The organism is Pseudomonas sp. A2, from assembly GCF_023100865.1.
Classification (GTDB): domain Bacteria; phylum Pseudomonadota; class Gammaproteobacteria; order Pseudomonadales; family Pseudomonadaceae; genus Aquipseudomonas; species Aquipseudomonas asiatica.
This window is the reverse complement of sequence record NZ_CP039127.1, coordinates 3565489-3583496: the sequence shown is the minus strand read 5'-3', so window position 1 is coordinate 3583496 and position 18008 is coordinate 3565489. Positions and strand designations below refer to the sequence as shown.

Below are 18008 nucleotides of genomic sequence, written 5' to 3'. Positions count from 1 at the left end.
GGGAATTCAGGCGAACGCCGGCACCACTTCCTTGATGAACAGCTCCAGCGATTTCTTCTTCTCGGCGTGGGGCAGGCTGTTGTCGCACCAGAAGCTGAACTCGTCGACGCCGAGTTCCTGGTAGTACTTGATACGCGCGATGATCTCTTCCGGCGTGCCGATCATGGTGTTCTTGCGGATGTTCTCCAGCTCGAACGCCGGCACTTCGGCGAACTTCGATTCCGGGCTCGGCTCTAGGAAGCCGTTGACCGGGGTGGTCTTGTTGCCGAACCAGGCATCGAAGGTGCGGTAGAAGCGCGAGATGGCCTGGGCGCCAACTTTCCAGCCTTCCGGCTCGGCCGGGCTGTGCACGTGGGTGTGGCGCAGCACCATCAGTTGCGGGCGTGGCACGCCCGGGTTGTTGTCCAGGGCGGCCTGGAACTTGTTCTTCAGGTCCAGCACTTCCTCGTCACCCTTCATCAGCGGGGTGACCATGACGTTGCAACCATTGGCCACGGCGAAGTTGTGCGAGTCCGGGTCGCGGGCGGCGATCCACATCGGCGGTACGGCGTTGTAGGGCTTCGGCACGCTGGTGGACGTGGGGAACTTGTACACTTCGCCGTCATGGGCGTAGTCGCCTTCCCACAGCTTGCGCACCACCGGCACCATTTCACGCAGAGCCTTGCCGCCGTCGGTGGCCGGCATGCCACCTGCCATGCGGTCGAATTCGAACTGGTAGGCGCCACGGGCCAGGCCCACCTCCATGCGGCCCTTGCTGATCACGTCGAGCAGGGCGCATTCGCCCGCCACGCGGATCGGGTTCCAGAACGGCGCGATGATGGTGCCGGCGCCCAGGCGGATCTTGTCGGTGCGCGCAGCCAGGTAGGCCAGCAGCGGCATCGGGCTTGGCGAAATGGTGTATTCCATGGCGTGGTGTTCGCCGATCCACACGGTGCTGAAACCGCCGTGCTCGGCCATCAGGGTCAGTTCGGTCAGGTCTTCGAACAGCTGGCGGTGGCTGACCTGTTCATCCCAACGTTCCATGTGCACGAACAACGAAAATTTCATGGGGCTTTCCTCAACGCTTGAAAGGGGCTGGCGCCTGGCAGGGTTGGCACCAGCGGTCTCGATTCAGAATAGGCTTCAGGCAAAGGCCGGCAGGCTGGCCATCTTGCCGCGGCAGTACACCATCGGCCGTGGCGCCTCTTCAGGGACGATCAGGTTGTGCACCTTGCCGACCATGATGGCGTGGTCGCCACCTTCGTATTCGCGCCACAGTTCGCATTCGATGACTGCGGTGGCACCGGCCAAGATCGGGTTGCCCAGTTCGCTCAGGGACCACTCGATACCGCTGGCCTTGTCCTTGCCCTTCTTGGCGAACGCATAGGCTTCGGCCTGCTGTTCACCGGACAACAGATGAATGGCGAAGCGCTTCTGCCTGATCAGCACGGGGTAGGAGTCGGAGGTGTAGTTGGGGCAAAACAGCACCAGCGGCGGGTCCATCGACAGGGAGGAGAAGGCGCTGGCGGTCAGGCCGACGACCGAGCCATCGTCGTCCAGGGTGGTGATGACGGTAACGCCGGACGGGAAGGAGCCCAGGACATGCTTGTAGACGGTTGCGTCGATCATCTGGTGTACCTCTATAGGGCTGCGGTGGTCCGCGGTTTTTATCGTTGATGTGTCTGATGGTATACCGTAATACCTATTTTGCAAGCGGAATTTTCAAGCAGGGGTGTTGCGCGATGAACGGCTCAAGCCCGCGTATACCGTGGGCTTGAGCGGTGAGGCTGTTTGCCGCAGGGGTTGCGCGAGCGGATCAGTGGGCGTTTTTTCCTACGGATCAGTGTTGTAAAAGTTTGGAATACCATAATATGGTCCGCAGCTGAGAGGCCGCCTAGATGCGGTTTCCTTACAAAGATAAAAACGACCTTTCGAGCTGAAATCCTATGTCCCAACCGTCGTCGCAACACCAGTTTGTCGAGAATCACACGGTCGATTACGTTCCACCTGCCGAGCGCCACGGGAAGGCGCGCGACCTGTTCACCCTCTGGTTCAGTACCAACATCGCGCCACTGCCCATCGTCACCGGCGCCATGGTGGTCCAGGTATTCCACCTGAACCTGTTATGGGGGCTGGTCGCCATCGTGCTGGGCCATCTGGTCGGGGGCGTGGTCATTGCCCTTGCCTCTGCGCAGGGACCGCAGCTGGGCATTCCGCAAATGGTGCAGAGCCGTGGCCAGTTCGGCCGCTACGGCGCCTTGCTGATCGTGTTCTTCACCGCGCTGATCTATGTCGGCTTCTTCATTTCCAACATCGTCCTGGCGGGCAAGACCATCCACGGCATCACCCCGAGCGTGCCGATGCCCGGCGCGATCGTGATCGGTGCGCTGAGTGCCACCGCCATTGGCGTGATCGGCTACCGTTTCATTCACATCCTCAACCGCATCGGTACCTGGGTGATGGGTTCGGCGCTGCTGGCCGGCTTCATCATGATGTTCGCCCAGGAACTGCCGGCCGACTTCATCAGCCGTGGCGCGTTCAACCTGTCGGGCTTCATCGCCACCGTGTCGCTGGGCACCATCTGGCAGATCAGCTTCTCGCCGTATACCTCCGACTATTCGCGCTACCTGCCGCGTGAAGTGGGCATTGCCAAGCCGTTCTGGGCCACCTACTTCGGCGCTACCCTGGGCACTATCCTGTGCTTCAGCTTTGGTGCGGTGGCGGTGCTTTGCGTGCCGGAAGGCACCGATGCAATGGATGCGGTCAAGCAGGCCACCGGCTGGCTGGGCCCGATCCTGATGGTGCTGTTCCTGCTCAACATCATCAGCCACAACGCCCTCAACCTGTATGGCGCGGTGCTGTCGATCGTCACCGCGATCCAGACCTTCGTCGCCGAGTGGACGCCGAGCATCAAGGTGCGGGTGGTGCTGGCTTCGGTGATTCTGGTGGGCTGCGGCCTGGTAGCGCTGAATGCCTCGGCGGACTTCATCGGCCAGTTCATCGGCCTGATCCTGGCACTGCTGCTGGTGCTGGTGCCGTGGGCGTCGATCAACCTGATCGACTTCTACCTGATCAAGAAGGGCCAGTACGACATCGCCTCGATCTTCAGTGCTGACGGCGGCATCTATGGCCGCTTCAACCACCACGCGATCATTGCCTATGCCTGCGGCATCCTGGTGCAGTTGCCGTTTGCCAACACGTCGCTGTATGTGGGGCCGTATTCCAATATCGTCGAAGGGGCTGATCTGTCGTGGCTGTTCGGCTTGCTGGTGACGGTGCCGCTGTATTACTGCCTGGCGACCCGGGGCAAGGCTGCCGAGAAGGCGGGGCGGGTTGTGACTGTGAATGACTGATAGATTGGCGTTGCTGTAACAGGGGCTGCGTTGCAGCCCATTCGCAGCGCAAGGCTGCTCCTACAAAGGAATCGCGTTGCATGTAGGAGCAGCCTTGCGCTGCGAATGGGCCGCAACGCGGCCCCAGTTATTTCAGCTCGCACCTCGCTGCGGTCAGACGATCGCGATCAGCGGGTCGGCAGCGGCCAGTGCCAGGGCGCGATCAGCCGCTGGCGGGTAGATCCACACCGAGTTGATCTGGCGCTTGAGGTCTTTGCCTTCCTGGCCGTGCAGCTTCAGTTCGCGCTCCCAACCCTCGCTGAACGTCGCGCCCCATTCGCCCAGGTCCAGGCAGGTGACGTACTTTGGCTGGCGGTACACCACCGGCTGCTGGCCGAGCAGGTCGGCCGCGGCGTTGTTGCCGGAGTGGCGGCCCATGGGGATGGCGTGCTGGCAGGTCATCAGGGCGTGGTTGCCCAGCTCGTCCACAGCGGCCCAGGCGGTGTCGCCCGTGGCGTACACATGGTCCTGGCCGAGCACCTTCAGGTGGCCGTCCACTTTCAGCCGGCCGAAGTGGTCACGCTCGCCGGCAACCTGTGCGGTCAACGGGCTGGCCTTCACGCCAACGGTCCAGATCACGGTGTTGCTGGCGATATGGTCGCCGTTGTCCAGGGTAACGCCACCGGCATCGACAGCCACTACCGAGGCCCCGGCCTTCCACTCGACCCCGACCTGTTCGCAGGCGGCGATGATCGACGGCGTGATACCGGCGCCCAGCGCCGCACCAACTTGCGCACCGCGGTCGACCACCACCACCCGCACCGCTGCACTGGCACCGAGGATGGCACGCAGGCGGGCAGGCATTTCCGTGGCGGTTTCAATACCCGTGAAGCCACCGCCACAGACCACCACAGTGTTGCGTGCAGGCGAAGCTGGCAGGGTGGCCAGACCGACCAGGTGCTGTTCCAGGCGCATGGCCGATTCCATCTGGTCGACATCGAATGCATGTTCGGCCAAGCCAGGCACTGCCGGGCGTGCGACCTGGCTGCCGGCGGCGAGGATCAGGCGGTCGTAGGCGATCTGTTGCCGGTGCCCGTGGGCGTCGGTGTAGCTGACGCTGCGCCCTTCGGTATCGATGCTGTCGGCGTTGCCCGGGATGAAATGAATGCCCACTGCATCGAACAGCTCGCCCAGCGGGGCCTTCATGCCGTGCACGTCGGCCTCGTAGAAGCGCGGGCGGATGCGCAGTTCAGGCTGTGGAGCGAGGACGCTGACGTTGATGTCGGCGCGCTGGGCCTGATCGAGCAGGCGCGCAGCGCTCAGGGCGCTCCATACACCGGCAAAGCCGGCACCGATGATGAGGATGTTCGATTTCATGAAGGTGCTCCGCAAGGTTCGAAAGGGGCTTCGAGGGCGGGTTGTGTACCTCTCGAATAACTACGACTGTATTGATCGTAGTTAGTGCGTGCAAGTCTTTTTTCCCACATGCCGACACTCCGCATGACCATTTCACGGCTCGAATAGCTGTATTTACTGGGCTTAAGGGATAAACAAGGCCGACAGACGGCAGCTTTGCGCTTTGCGGTGCGGATGCTATAGGCGTATTATTTGCGACAAGATTGGTCGGAGATAGATATGTCGCTCTACAGTGCTGGCGTCGAATACGGTATCCATTGCCTGCTGTTCCTGGTGGACGAGCGGGGCGACTCGCGCGAGTCCAGCGTGCGCGACCTGGCGGAGTTGCAGGGTGTACCCCAGGAGTACCTGGCCAAGGTATTCACCAAGCTGGCCCGTGCCGGTCTGGTGGCCGCCACCGAGGGCGTGCGTGGCGGCTTCCGGCTGGCGCGGCCGTCGGATGAAATCACCGTGCTGGATATCGTCAATGCCATCGACGGGCCGAAGAAGATCTTCGACTGCCGCGAAGTTCGCGAGCGTTGCAGCCTGTTCGAGGGTTCGCCGCCGGGTTGGGCGACCGAGGGCACCTGCGCGATCCACGCGGTGATGCTGGGTGCGCAGAAGCGCATGGAAGAGGCCCTGGCGCAGCAGACCATCCTTGATCTGGCGCGGCGGTTCGGGCGCAAGGCGCCGGCCGAGTTCGGGCAGAAGGTCAATGCCTGGATGGGTGAGCGGCGGGAGGGCAAAGGGGCAGGGGATATTCCGGTCAGTCAGGTCTGAATCTGCTGCCTGCACCGGCCTCTTCGCGGGTAAACCCGCTCCCACAGGTACCTCACAAGTTCCAGAGATTCTGATATCCCTGTGGGAGCGGGTTTACCCGCAAAGAGGCCAGTGCAGGCTAACGCCCCTCATGCTGCCGCCGATACGCCCCCGGCTGCACCCCCACCGCCTTGGCAAACGCCCGGGTAAACGCCGCCACTGACTGATACCCCACCTGTGCCCCCACCTGCTCCACGGTATGCCCCGCCCGCAGCAACTGGCTTGCAAGGCGCATGCGCAGCGCCAGCAGTACTTGCCCCGGCGACTGTCCGGCCAGTTCATTGAAACGCTTGAAAAACGCCGACCGCGACAACCCGGTACAGGCGGCCATGCTTTCCAGCGTCCACGCTTGCCCCGGTTGCTCGATCAACTGCTCCAGCAAACCGGCAAACGCCGGTTGCCGGGCGAGGGCGACCAGCCCGCCCAGCGTCTGCCCGGCATGCACCTGCTGGCGTAGCACATACAGGAACAGCAAGTGCGTCAGCCGCTCCAGCAACGTCTGCGACGGCCCGGCGGCGCGCCGGCACTCCTCCAGGATCAGCTCGAACAACGCCCGCGCCGCATGCCCGGCCGGTTCATCGGCGCGCAGCAATATCCAGTCGGCCAGGCCGTCGACGATCAGCGCCGACAACCCCGGCCTGAAGTGGAAGAAACCACATACCAGGCCCACGCCATCGACCGCATCGGCGTCCATGTGCTGCATGTGCTGGCGTGGCTGGGCGCAGGCACTGGCCGGGTCCTGGTCGCTGGCCAGGCGATAGCCGAGGTCGCGCAGCAGGAACACCGCATCGCCCGCCTCCAGGCGCAGTGCCTCGGGCTGGCCATCGATGTGCAGCCAGCAATGCCCTTGCACCACCAGGTGGAAGCTGGCCCGGCCCATGCCTTCGGTGCTGGCGTGCCAGCCGCCGCAGTAGCGGCCCACATGGAACAGGCTGGCATCGAGCTCCAGGCCCTCTAATAACCAATCGACAAGGTGGCTGGACGAAATCATCTAATGCAAAGACTCAAGAGCAAGGAAAGGCGACTGATGAATATGGAGGGTAGTTCTTATAACCAACAGACTGTAGTGACACTCATCAAAGGAGACCACTCCATGTCCTCGCGCATTACTTTACACACGCTGCAGAGCGCCCCGGAAGCGGCCCGTCCGTTCCTCGAGAACGCCCAGAAGAATTCCGGCTTCATCCCCAACCTGCTGGGCGTACTGGCCAATGCCCCGGCTGCGCTGGAAACCTACGTGACCGTTTCTGCACTCAACGGCAAAGCCGAACTGAGCCTGGCCGAGCGTGAAGTGGTGCAGCTGATTGCCGCCACCCAGCATGGCTGCGACTTCTGCGTGGCTGGCCACACGGCCGTGGCCCTGAACAAGGCCAAGCTGCCGCAGGAAGTGGTCGATGCCCTGCGTGCCCGTGGCGAGCTGCCCGATGCCCGGTATGAAACCCTGGCCGCGTTCGCCCGCGAAGTAATCGCCACCCGCGGCAATGTCAGCGAGGCCACTTACCAGGCCTTCCGCGCAGCCGGTTTCAGCGAAGGCAACGCCCTGGAGGTGATTCTGGGCGTGAGCCTCGCAACCCTGTGCAACTTTGCTAATGTGTTCGCCCAGACGCCGCTCAATGACGAGCTCGGCAAGTACCGCTGGCAACCTTCTGCATGATCCGCGCGTGACACCGGTCGTACCGCGATCGTTGTAGGAGCGGCCCTGTGCCGCGAATGGGCCGCCAAGCGGCCCCGGCGTTTTCAAAGGAGCAAGACCATGCAAGATTGTGCATTTCGACACTGGCTGGATGCCAATGCCGAGGCCATTGACCGGGGCCAGTGCGAGCCGCAGCTGGTGCTGGCGCAAATCGCCGAGTCGCAGCTGCTGCGCGTCGGTGTCGACCCCGCCCAGGGCGGCACGGGCGGGCAGGTGACCGACGCGGTCGAGGCCATCGCCGCAATCGCCAGCCGCTCGCTGGCAGCGGCGTTCGTCTGCTGGGGCCAGCGCGCTTTCATCGAATACCTGTTGCACAGCCCCAACCAGCCCCTGCGCGAGCACCTGTTGCCGCGCCTGCTGACTGGCGAACTGGCCGGCGCCACCGGGCTGTCCAACGCCATGAAGTTCCTGTCCGGCATCGAAGCGCTGCAGGTGCGCGGGCGCCCGCAAGCCGATGGCTGGCAGCTGGAAGGGCGCCTGCACTGGGTGACCAACCTGCGCAAGAGTGGCTTCGTGGTGGCTGCGGCTATCGAAGACGAAGCCGGTGGTGCACCGTTCGTGCTGGCCATCCCGTCCGACGCGCAGGGCCTGGAGCGCTCCGACGACCTGCAACTGATGGGCCTGCAGTCGAGCAACACCGCGGCACTGGCCTTCCACCAGGTGCAATTGCAGCGTGGCTGGTTGCTGCACGAAAATGCCCGTGAGTTCCTGCCCCGGGTACGCCCGGCGTTCCTGGCGTTGCAGTGCGGCATGGCTATTGGCCTGGCGCGGCGGGCGCTGGCGGAAGTGCAGGCTCACCTGCATGGCCGTGCCTCGTTCCTCGACGAAGCACGTCAGGTGCTCAGCGAGCGCCTGGAAAACACCGTGAACGAGCTCAACCAGGGCCTGCTCGATGGCCGCTTCCAGCAGCAGCCGGCAGCCTTGTTCAAGCTGCGCATCACCCTGGCCGAAAGCGCTGCCGACGCCGTACAGCTGGAGTTGCAGGCCAGTGGTGGCAAGGCCTACCTCAGCGAGTACGGTGAAGGCTTTGCCCGCCGCTGGCGCGAGTCGGCCTTCGTGCCGATCGTCACGCCCAGCCTGGTGCAACTGCGCGCCGAACTGCAACGTCAGGCGGGCGCGGCATGAGCAAAATGTTGCTCGAAGCCCGTGACATCAGCCTGGGCTACCCGCGCGAGGGTGGCTGGCAAGCGGTGCTGGCGCAGTTCGACCTGCAGCTGACCCCCGGCGAAGTGGTGACCATCCTCGGCCCCAGCGGGGTCGGCAAGTCCAGCTTGCTGCGGGTGCTGGCGGGCCTGCAGCAGCCCCGCGGTGGCAGCGTGACCCTGCACGGCCAGCCGCTGCAGGGCCCGCACCCACGCCTGGCGGTGGCCTTCCAGGACCCGAGCCTGTTGCCCTGGTTGAGCCTGGAGAAGAACGTTGCCTTCGGCCTGGACTTCGCCCGCCAGACAAAACTTGCCGCCGCCGAACGGCGCGCACGCATCGACCATGCGATTGCCGCCGTGGGCCTGGCCCATGCCCGTGGCCAGTACCCGGCGCAGTTGTCCGGCGGCATGGCCCAGCGCACCGCGCTGGCTCGCTGCCTGGCCCGCCAGCCCGAAGTGCTGTTGCTCGACGAGCCGTTCGGCGCGCTGGATGAAGTGACCCGGGCCGACATGCAGCAACTGCTGCTGCAACTGATCGCCACCCACAACACGGCGGCGGTGCTGATCACCCACGATATCGACGAAGCCCTGCTGCTGTCCGACCGGGTCCTGCTACTGGGCAACCACCCAGCGCACACCCTCGGCCAGTGGCACATCGACCTGCCGCAACCACGGACGCAGCGGGTCGAGGAACTGGGCGCCTTGCGCATCGAAATCCTCAAAACCCTTCGGCAGGCAAGCCGCACAGTCGAACCTACCCCAACCCCATTGCCCTCGGAGGCTGTCCATGTGCATGGATGACTGCTGTTCCTCTTCTTCGCGTCGCGATTTCCTCAAGCTCGGCGCCATGCTCACGGCCGCCGGAGCACTGCCGTTGCTGTCGAGCCTGCAGGCCCGGGCCGCCGCCGAGCCGGACGCGCCGGTGCGTATCGGCTACCTGCCGATCACCGACGCCACGCCGCTGCTGGTGGCACACAACAACGGCCTGTTCGAGGCCGAAGGCATCAAGGCCGAGCGCCCGGTGCTGCTGCGCAGCTGGGCGCAGGTGATCGAGGCGTTCATCTCCGGCCAGGTCAACGTCATCCACCTGCTGTCGCCGATGACCGTATGGGCCCGCTACGCCAGCAAGGTGCCGGCCAAGGTGGTGGCCTGGAATCACGTGGGTGGTTCGGGCCTGACCGTGGCCCCGGACATCAGCGACATGAAACAGCTGGGCGGCAAGACCGTGGCCATCCCGTTCTGGTACTCGATCCACAACGTGGTGCTGCAACAGATGCTCGACGACAACGGCCTGACCCCGGTGTCGAAGCCGGCCAATGCGCCACTGGCCGGCAACGAAGTCAACCTGCTGGTGCTGCCGCCGTCCGACATGCCGCCTGCACTGGCCAGCAAGCGCATCGCTGGCTATATCGTCGCCGAGCCCTTCAACGCCCTGGCCGAGAACCTCAAGGTTGGCCGCGTGCAGCGCTTTACCGGCGATGTGTGGCGCAACCACGCCTGCTGCGTGGTGTTCATGCACGAGCACGACCTGAACAACCGCCCGGAGTGGTCGCAGAAGGTGGTCAACGCCATCGTCAAGGCCCAGCACTGGACCCGTGACCACCGCGCCGAGGCCGCCGCACTGTTGTCCAAGGCCGGCCCCAACAAGTACACCCCGCATGAACCAGCGGTGCTCGGCAAAGTGCTGGCCCCGGCCGCCGAGGACCGTGCCGGTTACATTGCCAGTGGCGCCATTCGCCACCAGCAGTGGGACGAAAAGCGCATCGATTTCCAGCCTTACCCGTTCCCCAGCTACACCGAAGAACTGGTCAAGCGCCTGAAAACCACCCTGATCGAGGGCGACAGCGCGTTCCTGGCCGGCCTTGACCCTGCACAGACCGCCCGCGACCTGGTCGACGACCGCTTCGTGCGCAACGCCATTGCTACCGTTGGCGGGCCGTCGGTGTTCGGCATCGCCGATAACTTCGAGCGTAGCGAGGAGTTCGCGGTCTGATGCGCACGCATGTCGTTCATGCCGCCCTGGGGCTGGCAGGGTTGCTGGGTCTGTTGCTGTTGTGGTGGGCCGGTGTCGCGCTGTTCGGCCAGGCCGATGTGCTTTCGGCGCGCTTTTCGCCGGCAGCGACCCTGGCCAGCCTGGTCGAGTTGCTGGGGCAGGGCGAGGTGTACGGGCATATCTGGGTCAGCCTCAAACGTATCCTGGTCGGGCTGCTGCTGGCGCTGCTGATCGGCGTGCCGCTGGGCTTGCTGGTGGGCAGCTACCGGCACCTGGAGGCGGCGACCACACCGGCGTTCCAGTTCCTGCGCATGATCTCGCCGCTGTCGTGGATGCCGGTGGTGGTGATGCTGATGGGCGTGGGGGACCAGCCTGTCTACTTCCTGCTGGCGTTTGCTGCATTGTGGCCGATCTTGTTGAACACGGCGGCCGGGGTAAGGCAGCTGGACCCGCGCTGGTTGCAGTTGAGCCGCAGTTTGAGTGCCACGCGCCGGGAAACTTTGTGCAAGGTGATCGTGCCGGGGGTGATCGGCCATGTGCTGACCGGCGTGCGCCTGGCCATCGGTATCCTGTGGATCGTGCTGGTGCCGTGCGAAATGCTCGGGGTCAGTGCGGGGCTGGGGTACTTCATTCTCGATACCCGCGACCGGTTGGCGTATTCCGAGCTGATGGCGATGGTACTGCTGATCGGGGTGCTGGGGTTTGTGCTGGATGCCCTGGCGCGTGGGCTGCATCGGCGCTGGGTGCATGGCTGACAGGCCAGTGTGGCTTCTTCGCGGGTAAACCCGCTCTCATAGAACTGCACATAACTCATTGAATTAGCAGGGACCCTGTGGGAGCGGCTTTAGCCGCGAACACCGGCGCAGCCGGTGCCATGCACCGCGTTGGATTCTTCGCGGCTAAAGCCGCTCCCACAGGGTACGAGGATCGCTTGCGAATTCAGTTATCTGTGCGACAGCGCAGCCCAAAGGGCTGGGCAATCTCCCACAGGTCCTTGGGTCAATGCACGGTCTTGCGCTGCCGTACACACTCCCGGGCCTCTCATAGAACTGCACATAACTCATTGAATTAGCAGGGACCCTGTGGGAGCGGCTTTAGCCGCGAACACCGGCGCAGCCGGTGCCATGCACCGCGTTGGATTCTTCGCGGCTAAAGCCGCTCCCACAGGGTACGAGGATCGCTTGCGAATTCAGTTATCTGTGCGACAGCGCAGCCCAAAGGGCTGGGCAATCTCCCACAGGTCCTTGGGTCAATGCACGGTCTTGCGCTGCCGTACACACTCCCGGGCCTCTCATAGAACTGCACATAACTCATTGAATTAGCAGGGACCCTGTGGGAGCGGCTTTAGCCGCGAACACCGGCGCAGCCGGTGCCATGCACCGCGTTGGATTCTTCGCGGCTAAAGCCGCTCCCACAGGGTACGAGGATCGCTTGCGAATTCAGTTATCTGTGCGACAGCGCAGCCCAAAGGGCTGGGCAATCTCCCACAGGCCCTTGGATCAATGCACGGTCTTGCGCTGCCGTACACACTCCCGGGCCTGAGCGGTCAGTTCGTCCAGGCGCTCATCCCGCATCTGTTCCGCTTCGATCATCGCATCCTCACCCTGCTGGTTGAGCAGGTAGGTATGGATCTGCATTACTTCCGCCGTCTGGTAGATCGGCGCAATATCCAGTCGCCCGATCAGCGCGCCGCTAGCCCGCCCGGTACTGCTCATCAGTACCTGCGGCCCATTGGCGGCCACCACCTGCATGCCCATCGCCTCGAACCACGGTACCTGGCTGGCAAACGCATTCAGCTCGACGCAGGCATGGCGTGCCTGCAGGTCGCCCAGCAGGGCGCGGGCGATGCCTTGGCGTCGATGGCTGGCGCGCACGGCCAGGAACGCCAGGGCGCACGCCTGTTCATCGTCCTCGGCCGGCAGCGACAGGGCAAACCCCAGCAATTGGTCCGGCTCTTCGGCATCCAGCGCCAGGGTCAGCGTCACGGCCAGGCCGCGGGTGCCGTCCAGTGCTTGCAGGTACTGGTGCACCTCCATGCCGACGCCGTATTGGTACAGCGGGTACAGCGGGTTGTCGGCGCTGATGGCGACACTGCTCAGTTCGCCGACGTGGTGGATCACCAGTTCGCGGATCTGGTTCTGGAAGGATTCAGGCGGCACGCTGTCGAGGCGGCTCAGGATGAACATCGGGGGGCGGGCTCCGGCGGGTAGATGGACGGCCCGCGCCATGCGGGCGCGGGCTGTACAGTCTAACCGGTTTTGCCGATCAGCCTTGTACCTGCAATGCACCGAGCATCAGGTCGAGGTTCTGCACCGCCGCACCGGAGGCACCTTTGCCGAGGTTGTCGAACACTGCGGTCAGCAGCACCTGGCCATGCTCAGGGTTGGCGTAAAGCGCCAGGCGCAGGTCGTTGCTGTCGTTCAACGCCTCGGGGTCGAGGTTCGGCGCCGCGCCGTGCTGGTGCAGGGGCATCAGCTGGACGTGGCGGGCACCCTGGTAGTGCTGCTGCAGGCAGGCCTGCAGCTGTTCGGCACTGACCTGGCCGGGCAGCAGGCGCAACTGCAGCGGGATGCTCAGCACGATGCCCTGGCGGTAGGCACCGTAACCGGGCATGAACATCGGCCGCGCCGACAGCCCGGCGTGCTGCTGGATTTCCGGCACATGCTTGTGCGCCAGTTCCAGGCCGTACAGTTGCAGGGCCGGGGTTTTGCCGGCGGCGGGCTGTTCATGCCGTTCGACTGCGGCGCGGCCACCACCGGAATAGCCGGAGATGGCGTGGATGTTCAGCGGGTAGTCCGCTGGCAGCAGGCCGGCCTTGACCAGTGGGCGCAACAGGGCGATGGCGCCGGTGGGGTAGCAGCCGGGGTTGCTGACGCGCTTGCTGTGCGCGATGCGCTCGGCTTGCTGCTCGTCGAGCTCCGGCAGGCCATAGACCCAGCCTGGGCTGGTGCGGTGCGCGGAGCTTGCGTCGATCACCCGCACTTGCGGGTTGTGGATCGCCGCCACGGCCTCGCGGGCGGCATCGTCGGGCAGGCACAGCAGGGCGATGTCGGCGCTGTTGATTGCCTCGCGGCGGCGTTGCGGGTCTTTGCGTTCGGCTTCGGGCAGGGTCAGCAGGCGCAGATCGCTGCGGCCTTGCAGCCGGGCATGGATCTGCAGGCCGGTGGTGCCTTGGTCACCGTCGATGAAGACAACAGGTGTGTGCATGGTCAAAGTCCGGTCGGGTAGGGATGGCCTATGCTCGCTTGTGGCTCTGGTAAAGAAAATTTGAATATGATGATCGATATATTCATCCTTTCTGAACGAGATTGGCCCATGCGCGAAATCAGCCTCGATCGCCTCCGCACCTTGGTGGTCATCTCCGACCTGGGCTCGTTTGCCGAAGCCGCCCGCCAGCTCAACCTGGCACCGCCCACCATCAGCCTGCACGTTGCCGAGCTGGAAGCGCGCATTGGCGCACCGTTGCTCACCCGCACCCGCGGCCAGGTGCGGCCCACGGTCATCGGCGAAACCCTGCTGGCCCGTGCCCGCCGCCTGTTGGCCGACGCCGACCTGGCGCTGGATGAAGTGCGCCGGCAGGTCGAGGGCCTGACCGGCCGGGTGCGCCTGGGCGCCTCCACCGGTGCCATCGCCCACTTGCTGCCGCAGGCGCTGGAGCACCTGCGTACAGTGCACCCAGGGATCGATGTGCAGGTCCAGGTGCTGACCTCCCAGGCCTCGCTGGCGCGCTTGCGCGAGGGCACGCTGGATATCGGCCTGGTGGCCTTGCCACAGGTGGCCGGTAAAGGGCTTGCGGTTACGCCCTGGCGGCGCGACCCGATCCTGGCCTACGTGCCGGCCGACTGGCAGCCACCGGCCAAGGTCACGCCGGCCTGGCTGGCGCAGCGGGCGTTGATCCTCAACGACAGCAGCACCCAGCTTTCGCGGGTGACCGGCGAGTGGTTCGCGGCAGCGGGGTTGTACCCTGAGCCGCGAATCGAGCTGAACTACAACGATGCGATCAAGAGCCTGGTCGGGGCCGGGTATGGGGCGACATTGCTGCCGCAGGAGGGGGAGTCGGCCGAGCTGGACCGGCGCATTGCCCGCCGGCCGCTGCGGCCGGGGTTGTGGCGGCAACTGGGCATTGCCTGCCGGGAAGGGCAGGTGGAGCGGGCCACGGGGTATGTGTTGCAGGCGTTGGAGCGGTTGCGCCAGTAGGGGCTGCTGTGCAGCCCAATCGCCGGCAAGCCCTTTGTAGGAGCAGCCTTGTCCTGTGAGGAGGCCGGTACTGACAATGCTTCTCCGTTGCCTGTACCGGCCTCTTCGCAGCACAAGGCTGCTCCTACAGGTCCCTGCCAAAGCAGCAATTCAGATGCAAGCTGGCTTCACCCTCGCTCTCGGGCCCGCACCGCAGTCACTGTCTCCCCGCCAACCCCCCAGTTATCGGTCGGCACCTCCTCGATCACCACAAAGGTACTGGCCGGCGGCTTGCCCAGCACCTGCTGCAGCATGCGGGTCGTCTGTTCGATCAACTGGCGCTTGTGCTCAGCACTGACGCCTTCATCGGTCACGCGAATATGGACATAAGGCATGGTTGCTCGCTCCTCTGTTAATGCCAGGTGCCAGCGGTGCTACCGCCATCCACCGGCAGGATCACGCCGCTGACGAAGCGTGAGTCGGCCAGGTACAACACTGCATCCACGACATCCTGTGGCAAGCCGGTGCGGCCACTGGGTGACAGCGCGCCCATGCCTTGTGTGTTGCCGCCATGCAGCGGTGTATCGATGATCCCCGGTGCCACCGCATTCACCTGCACGCCGCTGGCTGCCAGTTCAAGTGCCAGGCCTTTCACCGCCTGGTTCAGGCCACCCTTGACCAGTACCGGCAGCAGGGCCGGCACGCGGGTGTCCGGTTGCAAGGCGATGGAGGCGGTGATGGCGATGATCTGGCCATGCCCTTGCCTGGTCATGATCCGCGCCGCTTCCTGGGCCGGGTAGAAGAACCCCTTGAGGTTGGTGCCGACCAGGGCGTCGACATCCGCTTCGCTGTACTCGGCAAACGGCTTGGCAATGAAGATGCCGGCGTTGTTGATCAGCAGGTCGACCCCGCCAAAGGCTTGCTCGGCGCTGGCGAACAGGCGCTGGGCCGTGCCCGGCTCGGCGATGTCGCCAGCCACGCCGATGAAGCGCGATGGGTTGCCGAGGCGGGCGGCGGCTTGCTCAAGGCGGGTCTGGCTGCGGGCGTTGCCGACCACGTTGTCGCCGCGTTCGAGGAAGGCCTCGGCCAGGGCGAAACCCAGGCCGCTCGAGGCCCCGGTAATGATGACGGTGCGTGGCGTGTTCATGTGCATGATCTCCAGTGAAGTGAGCCATGGGCTCGGTGTGAAGCCACTGTAGGTTGCAATCAGCACTTGAAAAATGAGGCGCTGGGCATTTCAATCGATACATCATGTAATCAATCGAGCCGACATGACCCGCCATTTCGATGACCTGCAACTGGGCAGCCTGGAACTGTTCTGCCTGGCCGCCGACAGCGGCAGCTTCACCGCTGCGGCCACGGAAGCCGGCGTTACCCCGGCGGCGGTCAGCCGCAGCGTGGCGCGCCTGGAAGAGCGCCTGGGCGTGCGCTTGTTCGTCCGCACCACCCGGCAGATGCGCCTGTCCGCAGCCGGCCAGGCCTATTACCAGCAATGCCGGCAGGCATTGGGGCAGTTGGTGGAGGCCGAGCGCCAGGTCACGGGCGGGCAGGTCGAGCCGAGCGGTCGGCTGCGTATCAGTGCACCCACGCCCTATGCTCATCACCGGCTGTTGCCGCTGCTGCCTCGGTTTCGCCAGCGCTACCCCAAGGTGCAGGTGGATGTGCATGTCAGCAACCGCAACGTCGACTTTGCCGAGGAACCGTTCGACCTGGCCATTCGTGGCCGCGAGCCGGCCGATTCGCGGCTGGTGGCGCGTCGCCTGGAAGATGCCGAACTGGTGGTGGTGGCCACGCCGGGTTACCTGGCCCGTGCTGGCACGCCACGAACACCGCACGACTTGCTGCAACATGAGTGCATCCAGTTCGAACTGCCCAGCAGTGGCCGCCGCCCGCCGTGGAGCTTCCTTCAGGATGGCCAGCAGGTGGAGATCGAAACCCAGGGTGGGTTCACCTGCCTGGGCGACTTCCTCGCCACCGCCACGCTGGTGCGCCACGGCGGCGGGCTGATGCAGGCTTACCGCTTTACCGTGCAGGACGCACTGGCCAGTGGCGAACTGGTGGAAGTGCTCGCCGAGTTTGGCGGCACTTCGCGGCCGTTCATGCTGATCTACCCCCAGGCCCGGCACATGCCGCTGCGGGTGCGGGTGTTCATCGATTTCCTGTTTGCCGAGGGGGCATAGCCCCCGGGCTGAGCCGAGGCGCCGGGGCGTATGGCCGACTATGCTGTTTGCTGCGTCGAGCCAGTGTCATCTCGACGACCCTTCAGGTTTTCCAGGAGAACGCTCCATGAAATCCACTAAATGCATACCTTTGCTGGTGATTGCCTCGGTCCTCAGTTTTGCCGCACACGCAGACCCGGCGAGCAACTGTGCGGCCAAGATCAAGGAGCTTGAGGATTTCGAAAAGGCCAGTGGCCAGGCAATGCATGGCGGCATGGCCCATGACTTCAAAGTCCACTTGCAAAATGCCAAGGATGCTCAGAGCAAGGGCGATATGACTCAGTGTCAGGCCTCGGCGGACCAAGCCAAGACTATCTACAACAAGGCACGTAGCAAGTAAGCCCTTGCTGGCCTCTTCGCGGGTAAACCCGCTCCTACAGTGTCTCCAACAGGCTCAAGGCTGTGGGAGCGGGTTTACCCGCGAAGAGGCCAGCGCAGGCTGGCGCCGTCTTCAGAACCAGCGATCGTTCTTCCTGCGCCCACGGGTCAGAGCCGGCAGGATCAGCCCCGCCAGCAAGCCCGCGCCGGCAATGCTGCCGCCATACACCATGTAGCGCATCATCACCTGCTTGTTCTCGTCCCCCAGGCGGGCCTGGGTATCGCGCAGCTGCGACTGGCTCTGGTCGAGCTGTTCATTCAGCGCCTTGTTGCGTGCTTCAAGTTCGTCGATCAGCTTCTTGCGTGAATCGAGGGTTTCCTGCATGCCCTGTACGCGGTTCTTCCAGCTGTCGTCGATGTTCTTCAACTGCCCGGTCAGGTCCGCGACCTGGGCATCGAGCTGCGGCAGGCGCTCGCCCTGGCCTGGCACCGACTGCAGGTCGTTGCTGAGGATCCACACCACATCGCCGTTCTGCCCGCGCACCTGGCTGTAGTTGCCCTGGCTGCCGATCAGGGTCAGCTTCTGCCCGGACTTGAGCGTACCGACAATGCGGTGGCCATCGGTGGGGCCGCTGCGCACGTAGGTGCTCAGGCTGTCGCTGACCCAGCGTGCATCGCTGGCAGGCTCTTCGGCGTGCGCGGGTGCGGCAAGGGCCACCAGGGTGGCGATCAGGCCGCCGCGCAGGGCAGTGAGGGCGGAAGCAGTTGGGCGGGAATCGGGCATGTTGGGTCTTCGCTGAAACAGGACAAAAAGTAGGCCCGGTGACTGGGCCGATGAACCGGTCGGTGGGTTGACCGTCAGCGAAAGACCGTTTTTTTGTCAGCAGGTTCACTACCTGATGTCGGAAATGTCTGCAGGATGTTGCAGGACTTCAACCGGCG

Annotated in this window: 19 protein-coding genes; 10 read left to right on the top strand and 9 right to left on the bottom strand. The window is 64.4% G+C overall.

The annotated features are described in order from the left end of the window. Positions 1–6 precede the first annotated feature (6 nt). Together E5221_RS16535 and E5221_RS16530 are read right to left on the bottom strand one after the other, a co-directional pair. Complete coding sequence (locus E5221_RS16535; RefSeq protein WP_054572566.1) at positions 7–1047, bottom strand: LLM class flavin-dependent oxidoreductase; 1041 nt, start codon at positions 1045–1047, stop codon at positions 7–9. A 75-nt stretch (positions 1048–1122) separates the two neighbouring features. Then, positions 1123–1608 (bottom strand): flavin reductase family protein, encoded by a 486-nt coding sequence (locus tag E5221_RS16530; RefSeq protein ID WP_003259250.1) that lies wholly within the window; start codon positions 1606–1608, stop codon positions 1123–1125. A gap of 317 nt (positions 1609–1925) precedes the next feature. Between E5221_RS16530 and E5221_RS16525 the strand changes: the two genes are divergently transcribed. Next, positions 1926–3332: a cytosine permease gene (locus tag E5221_RS16525; RefSeq protein WP_247845998.1), complete on the top strand. Its 1407-nt coding sequence runs from the start codon at positions 1926–1928 to the stop codon at positions 3330–3332. A gap of 153 nt (positions 3333–3485) precedes the next feature. Here the strand turns inward: E5221_RS16525 and E5221_RS16520 are convergent, their stop codons facing one another. Further along, positions 3486–4688 (bottom strand): FAD-dependent oxidoreductase, encoded by a 1203-nt coding sequence (locus E5221_RS16520; protein ID WP_247845997.1) that lies wholly within the window; start codon positions 4686–4688, stop codon positions 3486–3488. 258 nt (positions 4689–4946) lie between these two features. On the opposite strand from E5221_RS16520, the gene E5221_RS16515 reads away from it, so the two are divergent. Then, positions 4947–5486, top strand: a complete 540-nt coding sequence (locus tag E5221_RS16515; RefSeq protein ID WP_003259245.1) for an Rrf2 family transcriptional regulator — start codon at positions 4947–4949, stop codon at positions 5484–5486. Between the two features lie 118 nt (positions 5487–5604). Here E5221_RS16515 and E5221_RS16510 read toward each other — a convergent pair whose 3' ends face one another. Continuing rightward, the gene (locus tag E5221_RS16510; protein ID WP_061551656.1) at positions 5605–6516 is read right to left on the bottom strand and encodes an AraC family transcriptional regulator; all 912 of its coding nucleotides are present in this window, start codon (positions 6514–6516) and stop codon (positions 5605–5607) included. 102 nt (positions 6517–6618) lie between these two features. Here E5221_RS16510 and E5221_RS16505 point away from each other — a divergent pair, with 102 nt between their 5' ends. The 5 genes from E5221_RS16505 (at position 6619) to E5221_RS16485 (ending at position 11108) form a co-directional block, all read left to right on the top strand. Next, positions 6619–7179: a carboxymuconolactone decarboxylase family protein gene (locus tag E5221_RS16505; protein WP_003259243.1), complete on the top strand. Its 561-nt coding sequence runs from the start codon at positions 6619–6621 to the stop codon at positions 7177–7179. 99 nt (positions 7180–7278) lie between these two features. Continuing rightward, entirely contained in the window at positions 7279–8343 is a 1065-nt protein-coding gene (locus E5221_RS16500; RefSeq protein WP_182329479.1) for an acyl-CoA dehydrogenase family protein, read from the top strand. Further along, positions 8340–9161, top strand: coding sequence for an ABC transporter ATP-binding protein (locus E5221_RS16495; protein ID WP_247845996.1), 822 nt, complete (start codon positions 8340–8342; stop codon positions 9159–9161). The genes E5221_RS16500 and E5221_RS16495 overlap by 4 nt, the downstream gene beginning before the upstream one ends. Continuing rightward, positions 9148–10353, top strand: coding sequence for an ABC transporter substrate-binding protein (locus E5221_RS16490; RefSeq protein ID WP_003259241.1), 1206 nt, complete (start codon positions 9148–9150; stop codon positions 10351–10353). The genes E5221_RS16495 and E5221_RS16490 overlap by 14 nt, the downstream gene beginning before the upstream one ends. Continuing rightward, positions 10353–11108, top strand: coding sequence for an ABC transporter permease (locus E5221_RS16485; protein ID WP_247845995.1), 756 nt, complete (start codon positions 10353–10355; stop codon positions 11106–11108). The genes E5221_RS16490 and E5221_RS16485 overlap by 1 nt, the downstream gene beginning before the upstream one ends. 744 nt (positions 11109–11852) lie before the next feature. Here E5221_RS16485 and E5221_RS16480 read toward each other — a convergent pair. Further along, complete coding sequence (locus tag E5221_RS16480) at positions 11853–12539, bottom strand: GNAT family N-acetyltransferase (RefSeq protein ID WP_061551651.1); 687 nt, start codon at positions 12537–12539, stop codon at positions 11853–11855. 79 nt (positions 12540–12618) lie between these two features. Continuing rightward, positions 12619–13560: an N-acetyl-gamma-glutamyl-phosphate reductase gene (gene argC / locus E5221_RS16475; RefSeq protein ID WP_013973018.1), complete on the bottom strand. Its 942-nt coding sequence runs from the start codon at positions 13558–13560 to the stop codon at positions 12619–12621. 108 nt (positions 13561–13668) lie between these two features. Between argC and E5221_RS16470 the strand changes: the two genes are divergently transcribed. Further along, on the top strand, positions 13669–14550 hold the full coding sequence (locus E5221_RS16470) for a LysR family transcriptional regulator (protein ID WP_025338802.1): 882 nt from the start codon (positions 13669–13671) through the stop codon (positions 14548–14550). Positions 14551–14717: 167 nt separating this feature from the next. On the opposite strand, the gene E5221_RS16465 is transcribed toward E5221_RS16470, so the two are convergent. Both E5221_RS16465 and E5221_RS16460 read right to left on the bottom strand, forming a co-directional pair. Beyond that, complete coding sequence (locus E5221_RS16465; RefSeq protein ID WP_061551649.1) at positions 14718–14924, bottom strand: 4-oxalocrotonate tautomerase family protein; 207 nt, start codon at positions 14922–14924, stop codon at positions 14718–14720. 17 nt (positions 14925–14941) lie between these two features. Further along, the gene (locus E5221_RS16460; protein ID WP_247845994.1) at positions 14942–15676 is read right to left on the bottom strand and encodes an SDR family oxidoreductase; all 735 of its coding nucleotides are present in this window, start codon (positions 15674–15676) and stop codon (positions 14942–14944) included. Positions 15677–15800: 124 nt separating this feature from the next. On the opposite strand from E5221_RS16460, the gene E5221_RS16455 reads away from it, so the two are divergent. Both E5221_RS16455 and E5221_RS16450 read left to right on the top strand, forming a co-directional pair. Then, complete coding sequence (locus E5221_RS16455) at positions 15801–16709, top strand: LysR family transcriptional regulator (protein WP_003259239.1); 909 nt, start codon at positions 15801–15803, stop codon at positions 16707–16709. A 106-nt stretch (positions 16710–16815) separates the two neighbouring features. Continuing rightward, positions 16816–17088 (top strand): hypothetical protein, encoded by a 273-nt coding sequence (locus tag E5221_RS16450; RefSeq protein WP_013973013.1) that lies wholly within the window; start codon positions 16816–16818, stop codon positions 17086–17088. A 111-nt stretch (positions 17089–17199) separates the two neighbouring features. Here E5221_RS16450 and E5221_RS16445 read toward each other — a convergent pair whose 3' ends face one another. Continuing rightward, complete coding sequence (locus E5221_RS16445) at positions 17200–17850, bottom strand: TIGR04211 family SH3 domain-containing protein (RefSeq protein WP_061551647.1); 651 nt, start codon at positions 17848–17850, stop codon at positions 17200–17202. Positions 17851–18008 lie beyond the last annotated feature (158 nt).